Below are 18,215 nucleotides of genomic sequence, written 5' to 3'. Positions count from 1 at the left end.
GTCATCTCCTGAACGAGACCCGCTTGGGCCCCGTGCTCGTCAGGACACCGCCGGTGCAGGTGACCGTGGTCTCCCCGTCGGTGTCGTGGATGGTGGTACGGCCGTCGCCGCCCCCGAAGGAGACGACGGTGATCTCGGGGTGGTCGCCCACGGTGTCGCCCGGCTCGGCCGTCGGGATCAGGGCGCCGTGCCGGACGAACAGGGGGATCTGGGCGAGCGGCTTGACCACGGTCACGTAGCGCCCGCCGGTCAGCGTCTCGCCGCTCCAGTAGTCCACCCAGTCGCCCTGCGGCAGGTAGACCTGGCGCTCGCCGGTGGGTGAGGTCATGGGCGCCACGAGCAGGTCACGGCCCAGCAGGTACTCCAGGTCGGCGCGCCAGGCGACGGGGTCATCCGGATAGTCGACGCACAGGGCGCGCATCATGGGCGCCCCTGTGCGCGCCGACTCGACGGCCGCGGAGTAGAGATACGGCATCAGCGAGTACCTGAGCCTGATCGCCGCCCTGACCTCCTCCTCGACGGCGGGGAACTCCCACGGCTCGCGGCTGGTCGTGCCGTGGAAGCGGACCAGCGGCGACAGCGCGCCGAACTGGGCCCAGCGCACGTAGAGGTCGTCGGAGGGGGTGCCGGTGAAGCCTCCCGCGTCGTGGCTCCAGAACGGGATGCCCGACAGGCCGTGCGACAGGCCGCCGCGGATCGTCGAGCCCATGGCGGCGTAGCTGGTGGCGATGTCGCCGCTCCACTGCGCGCTGTGCCGCTGCCCGCCGAGGAAGGACGAGCGGGCCCAGACGAGGGTGTGGCCGTGCACCTCTCGGGTGACCTCGGCCACGGCGTCGTTGAACAGCAGCGAGTAGACGTTGTGCAGCTCGGTGCCGCTCATGCCGTTGTGCGCCCGCGCGTCGTGCGGCACGCCCTCGGCGAAGTCGGTCTTGAAGACCTGCACGCCCTGCCGGAGCAGCGGCCTGAGCAGCCCCTGGAACCAGGCGACGGCCTCGGGGTTGGTGAAGTCGACGAACGCGCAGGCGGGGTAGGAGCCGTGCCAGCAGTCCGCGACGTACACCTCTCCGTCCGGATTCTTCAGGAAGTACTCGGTGGCCTCGGCGAAGAGCGGGCTGAGGTGGGAGACGTACGGGTTCATCCAGAGGCAGACCTTGAACCCCATGCCGTCCAGCTCGGCCAGCATGGCATCGGGATCGGGGAAGCGGTCGGCGTCCCAGCGCAGGTCGGACCAGTGGCCCTCGGTCTGCCAGTAGGTGTCGAGGTGGAGCACGTCGCACGGGATGCCGCGCTCGCGGATCTTCCTCGCCCTGTCCAGCACCCGTTCCTGGGTGTCGACGAAGAACCCCGACGAGATCCAGGTGCCGAACGCCCACTTCGGCGGCAGCGCGGGACGGCAGGTCAGCCGGTCGAACCGGTCGAGCACGTCCGAGGGCGTGGGACCGGCGATGACGTAGTAGTCGATGAGGTCGTCGGGGACGACGATCTGCACCGTGCTGTGCGTGGACTGGCAGACGTCGAACTCCGTCGGCAGCCCGCTGTCGACGACGATGCCGTAGCCCCTGCTCGACAGGTAGAACGGCACGTTCTTGTAGGCGCGCTGCGACTCGGCGCCGAAGGCGTCGAAGTTCCACATGAGGGGGCGCTGGCCGCGCTTGTCCAGCGGGGTGAAGGACTCGCCGAAGCCCGCGAACGCCTCGTCGGGCGCCGCCACCAGGCTCTCGTGGTAGGCGACGGGGCCCGTGGCCAGGGAGCGGCCGAAGGGCAGGGTCCGCAGCCGCCCGCTGATGTCGGTGTGGCCGGGGTCCTGCTCGGTCAGCAGGCGTCCGGCCGCGTCGGTGAAGCGCAGGTGGAAGGGGGCCAGCGTGATCTCGGCGCGGACGGCTCCGGCGTCGACCACCATCCGGCCGGACGCCCCGTCGAGCCCCTCGACGATGGCGGGATGGGCGCCGGGACGCACCAGCGCGATGGCGGGCGAGGAGCGGGAACGAGCGTCGGCGTCCTGCGCGAGCCGTACCCTGATCACCCCCTCGCCGGCCGCGCCCACCTGCACCACCAGCGTCTCCTCCGCCGAGGTGAACGCCTTGAGCGTGACGCCCGCCCCGTCGGCGGCGACGACCTCCGCGCGCGTCACCGCGGACAGCCCCTCCTCGCCGCGCGCGCGGACCGGCAGCTCGGGCGGGTCGGCGACGAAGTACTCGTGGGGGACCAGCGGGGGCCGGTACGGCATGGGGCACTCCTTCAAGGGGCTGCGTTGAGCTTTAATTAGTTTGCTTGCTATACCAACAAACGTCAACGAGATCCCCAGGGAGCGCGATGTTCTACGGCGGCGACTACAACCCGGAGCAGTGGCCGGAGCACGTGTGGAAGGAGGACGTCGCGCTGATGCGGCGCGCCGGGGTGAACCTGGTGACCGTGGGCGTCTTCTCGTGGGCCAGGCTCGAGCCCGCACCCGGCGTCCACGACTTCGCCTGGCTCGACACCGTCATGGACCTGCTGCACGAGGGCGGCGTCCAGGTGGACCTGGCCACGCCGACGGCCGCTCCCCCGCCGTGGTTCTCGCTCCTGCACCCGGACGCGCTGCCCGTCACCGCCGAGGGGACCCGCCTGACGCACGGGAGCAGGGACACCTACTGCGTGTGCGCGCCGCCGTACCGGGAGGCCTCACTGGGCATCGCGAGGGCGCTGGCCGAGCGGTACCACGCGCATCCCGCGCTGGCGATGTGGCACGTGCACAACGAGTACGGGACCTGGTGCCACTGCGACCACGTGGCCGCCGCGTTCAGGAGCTGGCTGGAGCGCCGGTACGGCACGCTGCGGGCGCTGAACGAGGCCTGGACGACCTCCTTCTGGAGCCAGCACTACTCGGCGTGGGAGCAGGTGCTGCCGCCGCGCGCCACCCAGTACCTGCCCAACCCCTCGCACGCGCTCGACTTCAGGCGCTTCCTGTCCGACGAGCTGCTGGCCCACTTCACCGCGCAGCGGGACCTGCTGAAGTCCTTCACCCCGGACCTGCCCGTGACGACGAACTTCGTCTTCGGCGACTGGGTGCCGGTGGACCACCACAGGTGGGCGCGCGAGGTGGACCTGGTGGCGATCGATCACTACCCGTCGGGGCCCGGCGCGACGGCGGTCGAGGAGGGCGCGTTCGCCGCCGACCTGGCGCGCTCGTGGGCGGACGGCCGGCCGTGGCTGCTGATGGAGCAGGCGGCGGGGGTGGTGTACACGGGCGCCCGGATGGTGACCAAGCGCCCGGGCGAGGTGGTCAGGCACAGCCTCCAGCACGTGGCGAGGGGCGCGGACGGCGTGCTGTTCTTCCAGTGGCGCGCCTCCAGAGGCGGCGCCGAACAGTGGCACTCGGGGATGGTGCCGCACGCCGGCCCCGACTCCCGTCTGTTCCGCGAGGTCTGCGAGCTCGGCGAGCTGCTCGGGCGCACCGAGGCGCGGGGCGAGGTCGCCGCCGAGGTGGCGGTGCTCTGGGACGCGGAGGCGTGGTGGGCGCTGGAGTCGCCGGGGTTGCCCTCGCGCGAGCTCCGCTACCTCGACGCGGTACGGCAGGCCCACCGCGTGCTCTACCGCCACGGCCACACCGCCGACTTCGCCGCGCCCTCGGCCGACCTCTCGCGCTACCGCGCGGTCCTGGTGCCCAGCCTCTACCTGATCTCCGACGCCGACGCCGCCCGTCTGGCCCGCTACGTCGAGGCGGGCGGCATCCTGGTCGTCTCCTTCTTCAGCGGCGTCGCCGACGAGCACGCCAGAGTACGGCTGGGCGGCCACCCCGGCGCCCTTCGCGAGGTGCTGGGCGTCAGGGTGGAGGAGTTCCACCCGCTCGAGCAGCCCGTGCCGCTCACGCACGGGCTGACCGGCACGCTGTGGAGCGAGGTCGTGCACCTGGAGGGTGCGACGGCCCTGGCCGACTACCCTGACGGCAGCCCCGCGATCACCCGCAGGCAGGGCGCGTTCTACCTCTCCACCCGCCTGGACGACGCCGGATACGCGTGGGTGCTACGGCAGGCGGGGCTGCCGATGCCGGACGCGCCCGTGGAGCTGGTCAGGCGCGGCGGGACGATGTTCGCGATCAACCACACCGACAGGGCGCACACGGTCGCGGGTCCAGGCGGCGCACCCCTCCAACTGGAGCCGGGGCAGACGCGCACTTACCCGGCGCACACCTCCTAGTAGGGCGGCGTGCGTCCTTTGGTTTCACCCCCGCCGCCGGCTCCCGCCCAGGCCAGGCGGTCAAAACCCGTTGAACGAGGGCGAGCGGGCCCGTAAGTTGGCGCGCATGGCGGGTCGCAACCGCTCGTCAAGCGCCTGTCAAGCGGCACGGGTGAGAGTGGGAGCACACAGAAAGGGGGGCAGACATCATGCGACGCATCAGGACAGTCAAGTCGAAGACAACGGCATCCACGCGACGGGCGGCACGGGCACAGGACCTGGACCTGCGATCCCCGTCGGGGCGACCGCTCCCCTACTGACGTGATTTTTACGAAGGTCTTACGGAGTGCTCGATAAGTAATGTGATGTAACGAAAACATCACGCTGGGGGGCGCTTTGATGACAAGGCTGGTGGTGGTGCCGCCGCACGTGGCGCGGCACAAGGTGCGCGACATCGGCTCGGCCCGCCGGGAGAAGGGCCAGGCCGACCCCAAAGTGGTCGACCTGATCGCCTACAGCGGGCGCAACGTGATCCGGCTGCCTTCGGGCCCGCCCCCCGCCGCCTAGACCTTGTAGAGCTTCTCCGCGTAGGAGTCCCCGTAGTAGCGCTCGAGCTCCTCGAGGGACTCCGCCGTCTTCTGCACGCTCTTGACGATGGTGGCGTGGGACGGCAGCGCCTCGGGGTTCCAGGTCTCGGGCTTCCAGAGGTGAGAGCGCATGAACGCCTTCGCGCAGTGGAAGAAGATCTGCTCGATCTCCACCACCATCGCGAGCTTGGGACGGTGTCCCTTGACGATCATCTGGTCGAAGAACGGGGCCTCGCTGATCAGCCTGGCCCTGCCGTTGATCCGCAGTGTCTCGCCTCTGCCGGGGATGAGGTAGAGCAGGCCGACGTGCGGGTTGGCCAGCACGTTGCGGAACCCGTCGGCCCTGCGGTTGCCCGGCCGGTCGGGAATGGCGATCGTGGTGTCGTCGATGACGTGGGTGAAGCCCGCAGGGTCACCCTTGGGCGAGACGTCGCACGCGCCGCTCGCGTCCGCGGTGGCGATGAGGCAGAACGGCGAGTTCGCCAGCCACTCCCTGTCACGCTCGTGCAGGGCCACCCGCTCCTTCGTGACGGCCCGCGGCAGCACCTCGCCGAGCAGGTCGCGCAGCTCTTCCTCGGACTTGATCTCCGTCCAGTCCATGCGATCCCCTCTGTCGTTCGTCCAGCCTTGCCCATCTTTGACCATGGGTAGACGGTCGCTCACACCGGGGGCGCGCTCAGGGCGATGCTTTCGGGAACTGCGGCAAAGGCCTCGTCGAGCCGCCGCCGCAGACCCGCCCGACCTTCCCGCCCTCCCGCGGCCGCCCAGCTCAGTGCCGCGTGCCGCCATGCCGCCACGGCCACCTCGATGACCAGCTTCAGCCGTACGTCGCCGGGGTCGAGACCGAGCCTGGCCCCCATCCTGGCGAAGGCGGCCTGGGTGGTCTCGTTGCAGTAGCGCAGGCTGTGCGCCTCCACGGCGGGAGTGACCCCGCACAGCGCCCTGGTCGCCAGGAAACGGGCGTCCCACCCGTCGTCCATCTTCGCCAGGCTCGTCCGCAGCGCCGACAGGAAGGCGTCGAGGACCAGCCCCCGCACCTCCATCGCGTCGACCTCGGCCAGGAAGGTCGACCACAGCTCGGTGTCGGCGGCCAGCGCCACGTCCTCCTTCGTCGGGAAGTTACGGAAGAAGGTGCGCTTGGACACCTCCACCGTGTCGACGAGCTCGTCGAGCGTGGTCTGGTCGAAGCCCTTCTCGGTGAACAGCCGCAACGCGGTCTCCGTCAGCGCCTGCCTGGTGCGGGCCTTCTTGCGCTCCCTGAGCGGTAGCTCGCGCAGATCCATGACGACACCCTATCCCCGGAACGCCGGTTGACAGCCAATGCCACTGAGTGGCATTCCGGCGCGGCGCCCGAGCAGTTCACCGGCGCCTTCCACCTCGTGCTCTGGGCGGTGGCGCTGATCGCGCTGGCGATGGCGGCGGCGATCCACTCGATGCTCCGCCCCCGCCGGTGACCCCGTTCTGGGCCTTCTCGCCGGCCCGCGGGCGCCGGTGTTCACGGCCGGCAAGTGGTCGTCAACCGGCTGTCCACCAAAGGAGGGCACTGTGGCAGGGTGACAGTAGTGACCCGACCTCCAGTGCTCTCCCCACGGCCGAGCAAGGCGCTCATCATCGGCCTGGTGATCTCGAGCGTCTGCGCCCTGCTCATGCTCGCTCTCATGCTGGTCTCCAGCGATCCCAAGGGCTTCGGCCTGTCCGCGGTCATGGCCGTGGCGCCGTTGCCGGTGCTGCTGGCCGCGGTGCTGGCGCTCGACAGGCTGGAGCCCGAGCCCAAACTCCACCTGGCCTTCGCCTTCGCGTGGGGCGCGGGCGTGGCCGTGGTCGTGGCCATCGCCCTGAGCCTGGCGGGCGCGGCCCTGGTCCTCAGCGCGGGGTACGGCGAAGCGGTGGCCGACGACTTCGGCACCGTCATCCTCGCGCCGGTGATCGAGGAGGCCCTGAAGGGTTCGGCGCTGCTGCTGCTCCTGCGCAGGCGCAAGGAGATCGACGGCCTGACCGACGGGATCATCTACGCCGCCATGGCGGGGCTGGGCTTCGCCGCCGTGGAGAACGTCGGCTACTACCTCAGCGCCTACGCCGAGACCGGCACCGGCGGCGCGGTGGGGCTGTTCGTCTTCCGCGGACTGATCGCGCCGCTCGGCCACCCTGTCTACACCTCGATGATCGGCATCGGCGTCGCCTACGCCGCCACCCGGCGCACGCCCATGCGGTTCCTTGCCATCCCGCTCGGCTACCTGGGCGCGGTGGTCCTGCACGGGCTGTGGAACGGCGCGGCGACGCTGGGCTCGCTTCCCGCACTGGGCGGGGCCTACCTGCTCGCCCTGTGCGTGATCGTCGCGCTGGTCGTGGTGACGGTGCGGGAACGCAAGAGGGTGCTGTCCGAGATCGGCGGCATCCTGCCCGCGTACCTGCCCACCGGGCTGGTCTCCCCGCAGGACGTCGGCATGCTCAGCTCGCTCCGGTCGCGCAGGGACGCGCGCAGGTGGGCGAAGGGGCACGGGCTCGGGAAGCCGATGGCGGACTACCAGCAGGCGGCGACCGAACTGTCCATGCTGCATCTGCGGGCGGCGCGGGAGGGCATGCCCGTCGCGGAGTTCGAGACCCAGCGAGACGCCCTCCTGCACGTGATGGCCACGACGAGACGCTGGTGACCCCCTGAGGGCACTCTTCGGGCCGCGCTCCCCGGACACCAACGGCACAACCCAGTGCCCCGGCGCCATCGGGGCAAGCGTGGCCCCCTCCGCAGGACTCCGCGCGCCGCACCGCCCAGAGCCCCACGCACCATCGCCGTGTCCTAGACGAGTAAGTCCTAAGTCGGGTTAGTGGTCATAGGCGATCAGTGACCGGGTGACGGGCTGGCCGGTAGCGCGGTTGTGCCAGATAGCGGCGGTCAACGCCAAGATGCGCTGGGCGATGCGCGCGCCGACCCCCTCAGGGCTGCGTCCGCCGTGGAGTTCCAGGTCGAGTTGGCCTTTGAGGGTGTCGTTGACCGATTCGATGAGCTGGCGGATGGGTTTGAGGAGCTGCTCGCCCGGGCGGGGTGTGCGGTTGCGGTAGGACGGCCGCAGCAGCCGCACGCCCCGTTCGGCCAGGTAGTGGTCCAGTTCGGCCGAGACGTAGCCCTTGTCGGCGATGATCAGCAGCCCGGGTCGGGTGGCGAGCAGATGCGGGTCGTGGTCCAAGACGGCCATCAGCACCTGCCGTTCGTCGATCTTCGGGGTGGCCAGGGCCCAGCTGATCGGCAGTCCGGCCGGGGTGCAGACCAGGTGCAGCCGCAGACCCCAAAACCAGCGGGAGTGGGAGCGGCAGTAGCCGTAGCCGGCCCAGCCGGCCAGGTCCGAGCGCTGCGTGGTGGGGCGGGAGCGGCCGCATTCGACCGGGGTGGAGTCGACCACCCAGACCGGGTCGGCCCACAGATCGGTGTCGAGGGCCAGGGCCCGGATGGCGCGCTGGAGCAGGGGCAGGGCCGCGCGGAGCCGTTTGTTGTAGCCGGATTGGCCGGGCAGGTAGGGGAAGGCGCCGGGCAGGTGCCGGGGGACGAACCGCAGCCAGCGGGCCTCGGAGCCGATCCCGAGCAGGACTTGGGCGACCGCTAAGGTCAGCAGTTCGGCGTCGGTCAGCTTGGGTGGGCGGCCGAGGCGGGGCGCTTTGCCGAGCCAGTCGTCGATCTTCACGTACAGTGCGGTGAGAAGGGTGTTGAGGTCTGTCGTCACAAACGGATCATCAACACCCTTCGTCGTTCCCGCAGCCGAAACGACTTAGGACTTACTCGTCTAGGGCACCCGGCGCCACCGGCACGACTGGGGCCTCGGGCACCATCGGCACGCCCCGAGCTCTCCTCGCCGTCGGCGTGCCCCTGGGTTTCGGCAGGCGGAGCGGCGGCAGTTCGCGCTAGGGCTTGATGAAGTCGCGGAGGTGCGTGAGCACGAGGTCGGGGCGTTCCTCTGCGAGGAAGTGGCCGCAGTCGGGGATCTCCGCACCCCGCACGTCATGGGCGTAGTCGCGCCACACCTCCTCCACGCCGACACGCGCGGGCAGCCCCGCCGCACCCCACAGCGCCAGCACCGGCATCTCCAGCCGCCGGCCCGCGTCGTAGTCGGCGTCGTCGTGCGCCGCGTCGTCGGGGAAGGAGGCGCGGTAGTCGTCGAAGCCCGCCCTCAGCGCCCCTGGCTGGGAGAAGGCGCGGTAGTACTCCTCGGCGTCGAGCTCGCCCCGCTGCACGGTCCACTTCTCGAAGAAGTAGCCGAGGTAACCGCGCACGTCCGCGCCCGCCAGCCGTTCGGGCAGGTCGGGCTGCAGGTGGAAGGTCCAGTGCCAGGTGCCGAGCGCGATGCCGGAGTCCATGTCGAAGCGGCGCCACATCTCCCTGGTGGGGATGATGTCCATGACGACCAGCCGCTCGACCTCGTCGGGGTGGTCGAGGGCGTAGCGGTGGGCGACGCGGCCTCCCCTGTCGTGACCGACGAGCGTGAGGCGATCGTGCCCGAGCTGCCTGGCCAGCTCCCTGACGTCGGCGGCCATCGTGCGCTTGTCGAAACCGGTGCGCGGTTTGTCGGTGCGGCCGTAGCCCCTCAGGTCGGGAGCCACCACGGTGAAGTGCTCGGCGAGCGGGGAGATGAGATGCCGCCAGCAGTGGCTGGTCTGCGGCCAGCCGTGCAGCAGCATCACCAGCGGGCCCTCCCCCTCGATCAGGTAGTGCATGCGCAGCCCGCCGACGTCGGCCATCCTTGAGTCCGCCATGAGATGTAACTCCATCGTGTGGTTACAGGGTTAACCTCATCATAGGGTTAGGGGTATGCGAGCGCGAGACTGGGTGTGGGACGGCGGGCGGCCTTCGCTCGATTTCGTCAACACCTACCGAAACCGCAAGACCGGCGGCTGGGAGCTGCTGTGCGAACCCGAGGATTTGCTGGCCTGGCTCGGCCTGCAAGAGGACCTCCCCTTCACCACCCCGGAAGCCACCCTCTCGGGAAGGGACCTTCCCGCACGCGGCGCGGGCGAAAGCAGCACGGGTGCGAGCGGAACCACCGTGGGTGAAATCAGGGCCCACGAGACCGCGACCACCGAAAGCAGCACGGGTGGAGAGACCTCGGCCGACAGCATCGAGGGCGGAGACACCTCAGCGGGGAGCGCCCTTGGGGAAGGCGGTTCGGCTGCGAGAGTCCCGGGCGAGGGAACGTCGGCTGGGACTATCGCGGGTGGAGACACCTCAGGTGCCGGCGTCGCGGGTAGAGGCGCCTCAGGAAGAGACACCTCTGCGGTGGAGCGGGCGGTGGCGGGGATGGAGTTGCTGGTCGAGGCCAGGGAGTTGCGGGAGGCCATCTGCCGGTGTCTCGACGCCGCCATGGCCGGCGATCAGGGCTTTCCCGAGCTGATCAACCGGTGGGCCGCACGGCGCCAGCCGTCCCTGGTGCGGCTCGCCCCCGACCTCTCTCTCGTACGGCTCCCGCCGCGCGATCCGGTCGTCGCGGCCCTGGCCGAGATCGCCTGCGACGCGATCGAGCTGATCGGCGGCCCCGACCTGCGTCAAGTGCGGGTGTGCGCCTCCCCCACGTGCGGCCTGCGCTTCGCCGACCGGTCAAACGCGGGGTCCAGGCAGTGGTGCTCGATGAAGCGGTGCGGGAACCGCGAGAAGGTGCGCCTGCACCGCGCCCGCCGTGGCGAGCTGTAGCACGATCGCGGCGATCAGCGTCACCAGAACCCCGGTCTTCACCCCTGCGACCAGCGCCGCCACGCCCAGAGTCAGCAGGACCGCACCAGGCAGGTCGGGCCTGCGCGGCTCGGCGGGGCGGCCCGGACCATGGGGGGCCGAGGTCGCGCGGGCTTGGGTAACGGGGGCTTGAGTCACCAGGGGGCTGGGCCGGCTGGGCGCCTGTTCGATGGACCCGGATCACGTGGCGCCTCGTGATCCGTCCGCACCGGGGCAAAGCCCCTCCGGCGCGGTGAGGCGGGTCAGGACTCGCGGTAGTACGGGTCGGCGACGACGCCCTCGCCGCGCTCGTCGGAGTAGACGTAGACCTCGCGCCCGTCGACGTACACCCGCAGCGCCCTGCTCATGATGTCCAGCGGGTCACCGGACCAGATGACCACGTCGCCGTCCAGGCCGGGCTTGAGCGAGCCCACCCGGTCGGCCAAGCCCATGATCTTCGCCGGGTTGACGGTGATCGAGCGCAGCGCGGTGTCGCGGTCGAGCCCCTCCTTCACCGCCAGCGTGGCCTGGTACACCAGGAAGTGGATCGGCACCACGGGATGGTCGGTCGTGATCGCCAGCTCCACGCCCGCCCTCGCCAGGATGCCGGGGTTGCGCAGCGAACGGTTCCGCAGTTCCACCTTCGACCTGCTGGTGAACAGCGGGCCGATGATCACCGGGATCTGCCGCTCGGCCAGCACGTCGGCGATCAGGTGTCCCTCGGTGCCGTGGTTGATGATCACCCGGTAGCCGAACTCGTCGGCGAGGCGCAGCGCCGTGACGATGTCGTCGGCCCGGTGCGTGTGCTGGCACCAGGGCAGCTCGCCGTCCAGAACCCTGCCGAGGATCTCCAGCGTGCTGTCACGATCGAACGGCTTGCCCTCGGCCGCGGCGTGGTCGCGTCTGGCCTGGTAGTCCTGCGCCTTGCGGAAGGCGTCACGGATCACGGCTGCCACGCCCTGCCTGGTGGAGGGCAGCTTCTTCTGGTCACCGTACACACGCTTGGGGTTCTCCCCCAGCGCGCTCTTCACACTGACGGGCTCGCGGACCAGCATCTCCTCAACGGTCCTGCCCCAGCACTTCACCGCCACCGTCTGGCCGCCGATCGGGTTGCCCGAGCCCGGCTTGATGACCGCCGTGGTGACGCCGCCCGACAGCGCGTCGGCGAAGCCGAGGTCGCCTGGGTTGATCGCGTCCAGGGCGCGCAACCTGGCCCCGTTGGGGTCGGTCATCTCGTTGGTGTCCTGGCCGGCCCAGCCGTCGGCCTCCTCGTGGACGCCAAGGTGGCCGTGCGCCTCGACGAAGCCGGGCAGCACCCAGCCACCCTGCGCGTCGACGACCTGGACGCCGTCGGGGATGTCCACGTCCCGGCCGACGGCGACGATCTTCCCGTCCTGGATGAGGACGGTGCCGCCGTCAATGGGATCGCCCTCGACAGGCACCACGTATCCGCTGGTAATCGCAATGTTCATGGAGGCAACCTAGCGGAATTGACCACCCCTTTTTCCGCATTTTGGCCTCACTGTCAGGAGATGTCCGGCATGATGATCCCTTTGATCTGACGAAAGGAAGCTGAGCGTGATCAAGTCGGTTCTGGCAGCGACGCTGGCCCTGGGCGGGATCTTGGCGGCTCCCGCGACCGCGAACGCCGCGGGCTACACCCCCGAGGGAATCTGCGGCAACGGCTTCGCCGTCGTCAACAGCGCTCCCGTCGGCGATTGGGGCAAGGTCTACCTCCTGTACAACCGCAAGAACGGGCTCAACTGCGCGGTCACCATCAAGTCGGAGCACACCGGGGTCAGCACGCGCACCTCGGTGACGCTCGAGGTGAAGCAGCCCTCGGGGCGTATCGTCAAGGACTCCGACTCCGACCGGTACCGCTTCTACGCCGGCCCGGTGAAGCTCCAGGGCAAGGGCATGTGCGTAAGGTTCTCCGGCGAGATCGCCAACCGTCCGACCAAGGCCCGGTTCGCGCGCGGCGGGAACGGCCGCTTCACCAACTGCGGCTGATCCGTCTCCGCCGTCCACCCGGCTTCGCGCCGGGTGGGCGGCGAGGCGCCGCGCCCCCGCCAGGGACCGCTGTCACCGCGTAGGGAAGCATCGGCACCAGGAAACCCGTATCCAGCCAGGAAAAGAAGATCACCGGCACGGCCGGCAGCCGACGTCCCCATCGTTGGGCCAGCGCCAGTCCCAGCGCGACCCCGGCCACTGCCATCACCACGGTGACGGCGTTCAGCAGCACCCAGTCGGCGGTGCCGTAGTCGTCCGGACCGTGCCCGAGCAAGGCCGCGGCGACCCAGACGGCCTTGACTGCCAGGTAAAGCGACATGCTGAGCGCCGCGGCATAGCCGGCGAGCCTGCGCACCGCGCTCATCTCGGCGGGAAACCCGCCCGAACCTTGTGTCACCTGAACCCGAACCCCCGAACCTGCCGATCTCGACGCATCGAGTCTTCAGGGGCGTCGACCGGGCGGAATCCCCCCGCGGTGGGAAACGCCGCCGGGCCCCTCCCCCGTGTGGGGGAAGGGCCCGGCCTCGGGTGCCTTGGTTCCCGGCCCGACCGGCCAGAGTCGCATCACGCGCGACAGTGGCCTACCGGATGTCCATCGACGAGGTCCCGTTGTCAGCTGCAGCCGCTGGTGGAGCCGCAACCCTCGCAGACGTAGCAACTACCGGCGGGACGCATCTTGGTGCCGCAGGTCATGCAGAGCGGAGCGTCGGCGGTGAAGCGCTGGTGGCTCTCCAGCGTCAGCTCCTTGACCTCGCGCACCGGCTCGGGAACGGCCGGCTGCACCGCCTTGGCCTCGATCGGAGCCGACTGCGCCAGCGCCTCCTTGTCCACCGCAGGATCCTCGCCGCGCTGCTGCGCGGTGCGCTCGGCGGCCGAGAAGATGCCGAGCGCGGCCCGCTCCTCGTAGGGCAGGTGGTCGAGGGCCAGGCGGCGGAAGATGTAGTCCATCACCGAGGTCGCCATCCGCACGTCGGGGTCGTCGGTCATCCCGGCGGGCTCGAAGCGCATGTTGACGAACTTGCTGACGTACGTCTCCAGCGGCACGCCGTACTGCAGGCCGATGGACATCGCCACGGAGAAGGCGTCCATGACGCCGGCCAGCGTCGAGCCCTGCTTGGACATCTTGAGGAAGACCTCGCCGAGGCCGTCGTCAGGGTAGGACGAAGCGGTCATGTAGCCCTTGGCGCCGCCCACGGTGAAGCGGGTGGTGACACTCGGCCTGGAGTTCGGCATCCGGCGCCGGGTCGGGCGGTTGACCTCGATGACCTTGACCTCGGGCTCGGCCGCCTTGGACTCGGACTTGGCCTCGTCCTTCGTGGCGCCGTTGCCGGCCGACAGCGGCTGGCCGACCTTGCAGTTGTCGCGGTAGACGGCCAGGGCCTTGAGGCCGAGACGCCAGCCCTCCATGTAGACCTGCTCGATGTCCTCGATCGTCGCCGACTCGGGCAGGTTGACGGTCTTGGAGATCGCGCCGGACAGGAAGGGCTGCGCGGCGGCCATCATGCGGACGTGGCCCATGGGCGCGATCGCCCGCTCGCCCATCGCGCAGTCGAAGACCTCGTAGTGCTCGCGCTTGAGACCGGGGGCGTCGACGACGTGGCCGTGCTCGCCGATGTACTCGACGATGGCCTCGATCGACTCCTGCTGGTAGCCGAGCTGCCTGAGCGCCCTCGGGATCGTCTGGTTGACGATCTGCATCGAACCGCCGCCGACCAGCTTCTTGAACTTCACCAGTGCCAGGTCGGGCTCGATGCCCGTGGTGTCGCAGTCCATCATCAGGCCGATGGTGCCGGTCGGGGCGAGCAGCGACGCCTGGGCGTTGCGGTAGCCGTTCTTCTCGCCGAGCTTGAGGCACTCCGACCACTGCTTGGACGCCTCGGCGTGGATCTTGCCGTCCATGGTGCCGATGGTGCGCAGGCCGTCGTTGGCCCCCGCGTGCTTGCGCATGACGCGCTTGTGGGCGTCGGCGTTCCTGGCGTAACCCTCGTACGGCCCGACGACCGCGGCCAGCTCGGCGCTGCGCCGGTAGGACACGCCCGTCATCAGCGAGGTGATCGCGCCCGCCACCGCGCGGCCGCCGTCGGAGTCGTAGGCGTGGCCGGTCGCCATGAGCAGCGCGCCCAGGTTGGCGTAGCCGATGCCCAGCTGGCGGTAGGCGCGGGTGGTCTCGGCGATCTTCTCGGTCGGGAAGTCGGCGAAGGTGATCGACACGTCCATCGCCGTGATGATCAGCTCGGTCAGCTTGACGAAGTTCGCCACGTCGAAGGAGTTGTCGTCCTTCAGGAACTTCATCAGGTTGATGCTGGCCAGGTTGCACGAGGAGTTGTCGAGGTGCAGGTACTCCGAGCACGGGTTGGACGCGGTGATGCGGCCGGTCTCGGGGCTGGTGTGCCAGTCGTTGATCGTGTCGTCGTACTGGATGCCGGGGTCGGCGCACTCCCACGCGGCCTTGGCCATCTTGCGGAAGAGGTCCTTGGCGTCGACCTGCTCGATGACCTCGCCGGTCAGGCGGGCCCGCAGGCCGAACTGCTCGCCCTTGTCCACCGCGCGCATGAACTCGTCGGAGACGCGCACGGAGTTGTTGGCGTTCTGGTACTGGACACTCACTATGTCCTTGCCGCCCAGGTCCATGTCGAACCCGGCGTCGCGGAGCGCGCGGACCTTGTCCTCCTCGCGCGCCTTCGTCTCGATGAACTCCTCGATGTCGGGGTGGTCGACGTCGAGGACGACCATCTTGGCGGCCCTGCGGGTGGCGCCGCCCGACTTGATCGTGCCCGCCGAGGCGTCGGCGCCGCGCATGAAGCTGACGGGGCCGCTGGCCGTACCGCCGCTGGACAGGAGCTCCTTCGAGGAGCGGATGCGGGAGAGGTTCACCCCCGAACCCGAGCCGCCCTTGAAGATCACGCCCTCTTCCTTGTACCAGTCGAGGATCGACTCCATGGTGTCGTCGACGGCCAAGATGAAACAGGCGCTGACCTGCTGCGGGCTCTGCGTGCCCACGTTGAACCACACCGGCGAGTTGAACGCGAAGATCTGGTGCACCAACGCGTGCTTCAGCTCGTGGTCGAAGATCTCCACGTCCTCGTCGGAGGCGAAGTAACCGTTGTCGACCGCGGTCCTGGTGTACATCCCGACCACGCGGTCGACCAGCTGCTTCAGGCTCCACTCACGCTGCGGCGTGCCGACCGCGCCGCGGAAGTACTTGGTCGTCACGATGTTGGCCGCGTTGACCGACCAGAACTCGGGGAACTCCACACCACGCTGCTCGAAGTTGATCGAGCCGTCCCGCCAGTTGGTCATGACGACGTCACGGCGCTCCCACGTGATCTCGTCGTAGGGATGCACTCCGGGCTTGGTGAAGATCCGCTTCATCTTCAACCCCTTGCGCTTGCCCCCACGCGTCACTGAACCGCTGACCGTCTCCGTCATGACTCCCCCTTCTCGGCTTTCAGTTGCTTGATCTCGGCTTCGAAGTCCGCCAGGCTCTCGAAACCGCGATATACCGATGCGAACCGCAGATACGCCACCTCGTCCAGGTCCCTCAGCGGCCCGAGGATCGCCAGGCCGACCTCGTTGGAGGGGATCTCGGCCGCGCCCCTGGCCCTGATGGCCTCCTCCACGCGCTGCCCGAGCTGCGCCAGCGAGTCCTCGGTGACGGGCCGCCCCTGGCACGCCCTGCGCACGCCCGCGACCACCTTGTCCCTCGAGAACGGCTCGGTCACTCCGCTGCGCTTGCTCACCATCAGCAGGACCGTCTCCTGCGTGGTGAACCTGCGCCCGCATTCGGGGCAGGTACGGCGACGCCTGATGGCGCCCCCGTCGTCCGTGGAGCGGCTGTCGATGACCCTGGTGTCCGGGTGACGACAGAACGGACAGTGCACCCTTCGCCTCCTCGGCCGCGACATGGGCTCACCACTCGTAAAATGCTCGTCGGCGGACGCTCGCGCCCGCGCCACGGGCTGCCATGGAGCGGTCACGGAAACACAAGTTGTGGTGAACTACATCGGTGTAACTACTAGATGTTGTGGTCCAACCGTAGAAGCGCGCGACCATGAACGCAAGTTGGCCGGGCCCATCCAACCGAAGTCGCTGATCAGCCCCGGGGCGGCCCTGGGACGTCGGCGTGTCGCGCTGGAGTGGCGGGGGTGCGGTCGCGTGATGGGTGTCGCCGATGGCCGGAATCGCCCCCGGGCGGGGGTGGTGTGAGGCGGTGTTCCGGGGTGTCCGGTATGGCGGGCGCTGAACGCGCGGGTTCACATATGAAGAACACTCGGTCGATCACGCCGATTCCCCCGACAGCCCCGCCCAGACCTGCGGCCGAACGACCCCTGAGGTATCGGGCCGTGATCCTCCTGATGGAGTGAACAGCGGCACGAGTAGCGGGCGGGTGGGCACCGGGCGACCGCCGGCACAGGACGACCGCCGGCACAGGACAACGCCAGCGCCAGGCGACCGGGCGCTCAGGGCATCCGGCGGCAGGACGTGACCGGCAGCGCGGGATTCCCAGAAGCCCAGAGTCAATGGGCTGACGACGACGCCGACCGATGAGCGCCGCCGTCGCCCGACTCCCCACCGAGCAAAAGCGCCGGAACGACAAGCCAACCGCTCGCTACCTGGCGGCTGGGGTCACGTTCGGGAGAAAACCGCCTTCCTCTGCCGCGGCACCGGGACGCGGGACGCCGAGCTGGCCGACCTTGACCGGGGGAAGGCGGAGGCGGCCGTCGACGAGGCGATGTTCACCAGGGCCGTCGAGAGCGCCTGACCCGCGAATGCTAGTGTTCGTCCAGGTGAGAGCCTGAAGACAGACGGCGGGGCCCGCCGGTCCGGGCCGTGGGCGAGCGGTGTTCGGGGCCACGCCGAGGAGGCAGACCGTGGGCGAAGCAATCGATGTCAACGGGACCCGGATGTGGGTCGAGCACCGCGGCCGGGGGCCCGACGTCCTCCTGATCGCCGGGCTGAGCGATCCAGCCGAGGCGTGGCAGGCCCAGCTCGACGGGTTGGCCGACCGCTACCGGCTCATCGCCTTCGACAACCGCGGGGCGGGACGCACGCCGCTGCCCCAGGGGCCGCTGTCGGTGCCCCTGATGGCCGACGACGCCGCCGCGCTGCTGCGCGCGCTCGATGTCCCGGCCGCCCACGTGGCGGGTTTCTCGGGCGGCAGCGTCATCGCGCAGGAGTTGGCGCTGCGCCATCCCGAACTGGTTCGCAGCCTGGTCCTCATGAGCACCTTCGCCCGCCCCGACGCCTACTTCCGCACCATGACCGGCTTCTGGCACTGGATGGTGGCGGCCGCCCCGAGCCCTCGGGCCATGCTGGAGGCGTTCTTCCTGTGGGTCTACACGCCGCGCGCCCATGCCGACGGCACCGTGGAGCGGATGATCGAGGAGGCGCTGGCCTTCCCGCATCAGCAGTCCGTCGAGGCCTTCCAACGCCAACTCGAGGCGTTCGCGACGCACGAGACACTCGACCGCCTGCCGGAGATCGCCGTACCGACACTCGTCCTGGCCGGTGAGATAGACAGGGCGACCCCTCCGCGTCTGGGACGCGAGGTCGCGGAAGGAGTCTCGGGCGCCGCGTTCGAGGTGCTGCCGGGGGAGGCCCACCAGCCCTTCCAGGAGGTCCCGGACGAGTTCAACGCCCGCGTCGACGCCTTCTGGCGAGAGGTCGACAGGCGCGGCTGAGGACACTCGGCCGTTGGAAACAGGCCCAACGTGCTCAGCTGTGCGCAAGGTCCCCAAAAGGGGACTGGTAGGCATGACGGAGGCAGTGCGCAC

General features: G+C 69.7%; 16 protein-coding genes. 7 read left to right on the top strand and 9 right to left on the bottom strand.

Going from position 1 to position 18,215, the window contains the following annotated elements; genetic code table 11:
- Nucleotide 1: 1 nt before the first annotated feature.
- Nucleotides 2–2,227: a TIM-barrel domain-containing protein gene (locus tag H4W81_RS03795; RefSeq protein WP_192773493.1), complete on the bottom strand. Its 2,226-nt coding sequence runs from the start codon at nt 2,225–2,227 to the stop codon at nt 2–4.
- Between the two features lie 86 nt (nt 2,228–2,313).
- On the opposite strand from H4W81_RS03795, the gene H4W81_RS03790 reads away from it, so the two are divergent.
- Together H4W81_RS03790 and H4W81_RS03785 are read left to right on the top strand one after the other, a co-directional pair.
- A complete protein-coding gene (locus tag H4W81_RS03790; protein ID WP_192773492.1) occupies nt 2,314–4,176 on the top strand; it encodes a beta-galactosidase in 1,863 nt (620 codons plus the stop codon).
- Nucleotides 4,177–4,554: 378 nt separating this feature from the next.
- Entirely contained in the window at nt 4,555–4,722 is a 168-nt protein-coding gene (locus tag H4W81_RS03785; protein WP_192773491.1) for a hypothetical protein, read from the top strand.
- Here the strand turns inward: H4W81_RS03785 and H4W81_RS03780 are convergent.
- Nucleotides 4,719–5,342 carry a pyridoxamine 5'-phosphate oxidase family protein gene (locus H4W81_RS03780; RefSeq protein WP_192773490.1) on the bottom strand — a complete coding sequence of 208 codons (624 nt, stop codon included), beginning with the start codon at nt 5,340–5,342 and terminating at the stop codon, nt 4,719–4,721. The two genes, H4W81_RS03785 and H4W81_RS03780, sit on opposite strands and share 4 nt — an antisense overlap.
- A gap of 59 nt (nt 5,343–5,401) precedes the next feature.
- Nucleotides 5,402–6,025 carry a TetR family transcriptional regulator gene (locus tag H4W81_RS03775; RefSeq protein WP_192773489.1) on the bottom strand — a complete coding sequence of 208 codons (624 nt, stop codon included), beginning with the start codon at nt 6,023–6,025 and terminating at the stop codon, nt 5,402–5,404.
- 27 nt (nt 6,026–6,052) lie between these two features.
- Between H4W81_RS03775 and H4W81_RS03770 the strand changes: the two genes are divergently transcribed.
- The gene (locus H4W81_RS03770) at nt 6,053–6,196 is read left to right on the top strand and encodes a hypothetical protein (protein ID WP_192773488.1); all 144 of its coding nucleotides are present in this window, start codon (nt 6,053–6,055) and stop codon (nt 6,194–6,196) included.
- A gap of 108 nt (nt 6,197–6,304) precedes the next feature.
- On the top strand, nt 6,305–7,393 hold the full coding sequence (locus tag H4W81_RS03765; protein ID WP_192773487.1) for a PrsW family intramembrane metalloprotease: 1,089 nt from the start codon (nt 6,305–6,307) through the stop codon (nt 7,391–7,393).
- Between the two features lie 168 nt (nt 7,394–7,561).
- Here H4W81_RS03765 and H4W81_RS03760 read toward each other — a convergent pair whose 3' ends face one another.
- The gene (locus tag H4W81_RS03760; RefSeq protein ID WP_192773486.1) at nt 7,562–8,455 is read right to left on the bottom strand and encodes an IS982 family transposase; all 894 of its coding nucleotides are present in this window, start codon (nt 8,453–8,455) and stop codon (nt 7,562–7,564) included.
- Nucleotides 8,456–8,633: 178 nt separating this feature from the next.
- The gene (locus H4W81_RS03755) at nt 8,634–9,482 is read right to left on the bottom strand and encodes an alpha/beta fold hydrolase (RefSeq protein ID WP_225958443.1); all 849 of its coding nucleotides are present in this window, start codon (nt 9,480–9,482) and stop codon (nt 8,634–8,636) included.
- 55 nt (nt 9,483–9,537) lie between these two features.
- Between H4W81_RS03755 and H4W81_RS49875 the strand changes: the two genes are divergently transcribed.
- Nucleotides 9,538–10,413, top strand: coding sequence for a CGNR zinc finger domain-containing protein (locus H4W81_RS49875; RefSeq protein WP_192773485.1), 876 nt, complete (start codon nt 9,538–9,540; stop codon nt 10,411–10,413).
- Between the two features lie 281 nt (nt 10,414–10,694).
- Here the strand turns inward: H4W81_RS49875 and H4W81_RS03745 are convergent, their stop codons facing one another.
- Nucleotides 10,695–11,903, bottom strand: coding sequence for an amidohydrolase (locus H4W81_RS03745; RefSeq protein WP_192773484.1), 1,209 nt, complete (start codon nt 11,901–11,903; stop codon nt 10,695–10,697).
- Nucleotides 11,904–12,009: 106 nt separating this feature from the next.
- On the opposite strand from H4W81_RS03745, the gene H4W81_RS03740 reads away from it, so the two are divergent.
- On the top strand, nt 12,010–12,441 hold the full coding sequence (locus H4W81_RS03740) for a spore-associated protein (RefSeq protein WP_192773483.1): 432 nt from the start codon (nt 12,010–12,012) through the stop codon (nt 12,439–12,441).
- Here H4W81_RS03740 and H4W81_RS03735 read toward each other — a convergent pair.
- The 3 genes from H4W81_RS03735 to nrdR all read right to left on the bottom strand — a co-directional run bounded on the left by H4W81_RS03735 (nt 12,425) and on the right by nrdR (nt 16,322).
- Complete coding sequence (locus H4W81_RS03735) at nt 12,425–12,805, bottom strand: hypothetical protein (RefSeq protein ID WP_192773482.1); 381 nt, start codon at nt 12,803–12,805, stop codon at nt 12,425–12,427. The genes H4W81_RS03740 and H4W81_RS03735 overlap by 17 nt on opposite strands.
- Before the next feature lie 248 nt (nt 12,806–13,053).
- Nucleotides 13,054–15,870 (bottom strand): vitamin B12-dependent ribonucleotide reductase, encoded by a 2,817-nt coding sequence (locus H4W81_RS03730; protein ID WP_192773481.1) that lies wholly within the window; start codon nt 15,868–15,870, stop codon nt 13,054–13,056.
- A complete protein-coding gene (gene nrdR / locus H4W81_RS03725; RefSeq protein WP_183647109.1) occupies nt 15,867–16,322 on the bottom strand; it encodes a transcriptional regulator NrdR in 456 nt (151 codons plus the stop codon). The genes H4W81_RS03730 and nrdR overlap by 4 nt, the downstream gene beginning before the upstream one ends.
- Before the next feature lie 990 nt (nt 16,323–17,312).
- Between nrdR and H4W81_RS03720 the strand changes: the two genes are divergently transcribed.
- Entirely contained in the window at nt 17,313–18,122 is an 810-nt protein-coding gene (locus H4W81_RS03720; protein WP_192773480.1) for an alpha/beta fold hydrolase, read from the top strand.
- The last annotated feature ends 93 nt before the right edge of the window (nt 18,123–18,215 follow it).

Source organism: Nonomuraea africana (assembly GCF_014873535.1).
GTDB classification, from domain to species: Bacteria; Actinomycetota; Actinomycetes; order Streptosporangiales; family Streptosporangiaceae; genus Nonomuraea; species Nonomuraea africana.
The sequence above is the reverse complement of the archived record's forward strand: the minus strand, read 5'-3'. Positions and strand labels throughout refer to the sequence as shown.

Excerpts from the sequence above, each read along its gene's own strand:
- H4W81_RS03795 (WP_192773493.1), bottom strand. The coding sequence starts at position 2,227 with ATGCCGTACCGGCCCCCGCTGGTCCCCCACGAGTACTTCGTCGCCGAC.
- H4W81_RS03790 (WP_192773492.1), top strand. The coding sequence starts at position 2,314 with ATGTTCTACGGCGGCGACTACAACCCGGAGCAGTGGCCGGAGCACGTG.
- H4W81_RS03785 (WP_192773491.1), top strand. The coding sequence starts at position 4,555 with ATGACAAGGCTGGTGGTGGTGCCGCCGCACGTGGCGCGGCACAAGGTG.
- H4W81_RS03780 (WP_192773490.1), bottom strand. The coding sequence starts at position 5,342 with ATGGACTGGACGGAGATCAAGTCCGAGGAAGAGCTGCGCGACCTGCTC.
- H4W81_RS03775 (WP_192773489.1), bottom strand. The coding sequence starts at position 6,025 with ATGGATCTGCGCGAGCTACCGCTCAGGGAGCGCAAGAAGGCCCGCACC.
- H4W81_RS03755 (WP_225958443.1), bottom strand. The coding sequence starts at position 9,482 with ATGGCGGACTCAAGGATGGCCGACGTCGGCGGGCTGCGCATGCACTAC.
- H4W81_RS49875 (WP_192773485.1), top strand. The coding sequence starts at position 9,538 with ATGCGAGCGCGAGACTGGGTGTGGGACGGCGGGCGGCCTTCGCTCGAT.
- H4W81_RS03745 (WP_192773484.1), bottom strand. The coding sequence starts at position 11,903 with ATGAACATTGCGATTACCAGCGGATACGTGGTGCCTGTCGAGGGCGAT.
- H4W81_RS03735 (WP_192773482.1), bottom strand. The coding sequence starts at position 12,805 with ATGAGCGCGGTGCGCAGGCTCGCCGGCTATGCCGCGGCGCTCAGCATG.
- H4W81_RS03730 (WP_192773481.1), bottom strand. The coding sequence starts at position 15,870 with ATGACGGAGACGGTCAGCGGTTCAGTGACGCGTGGGGGCAAGCGCAAG.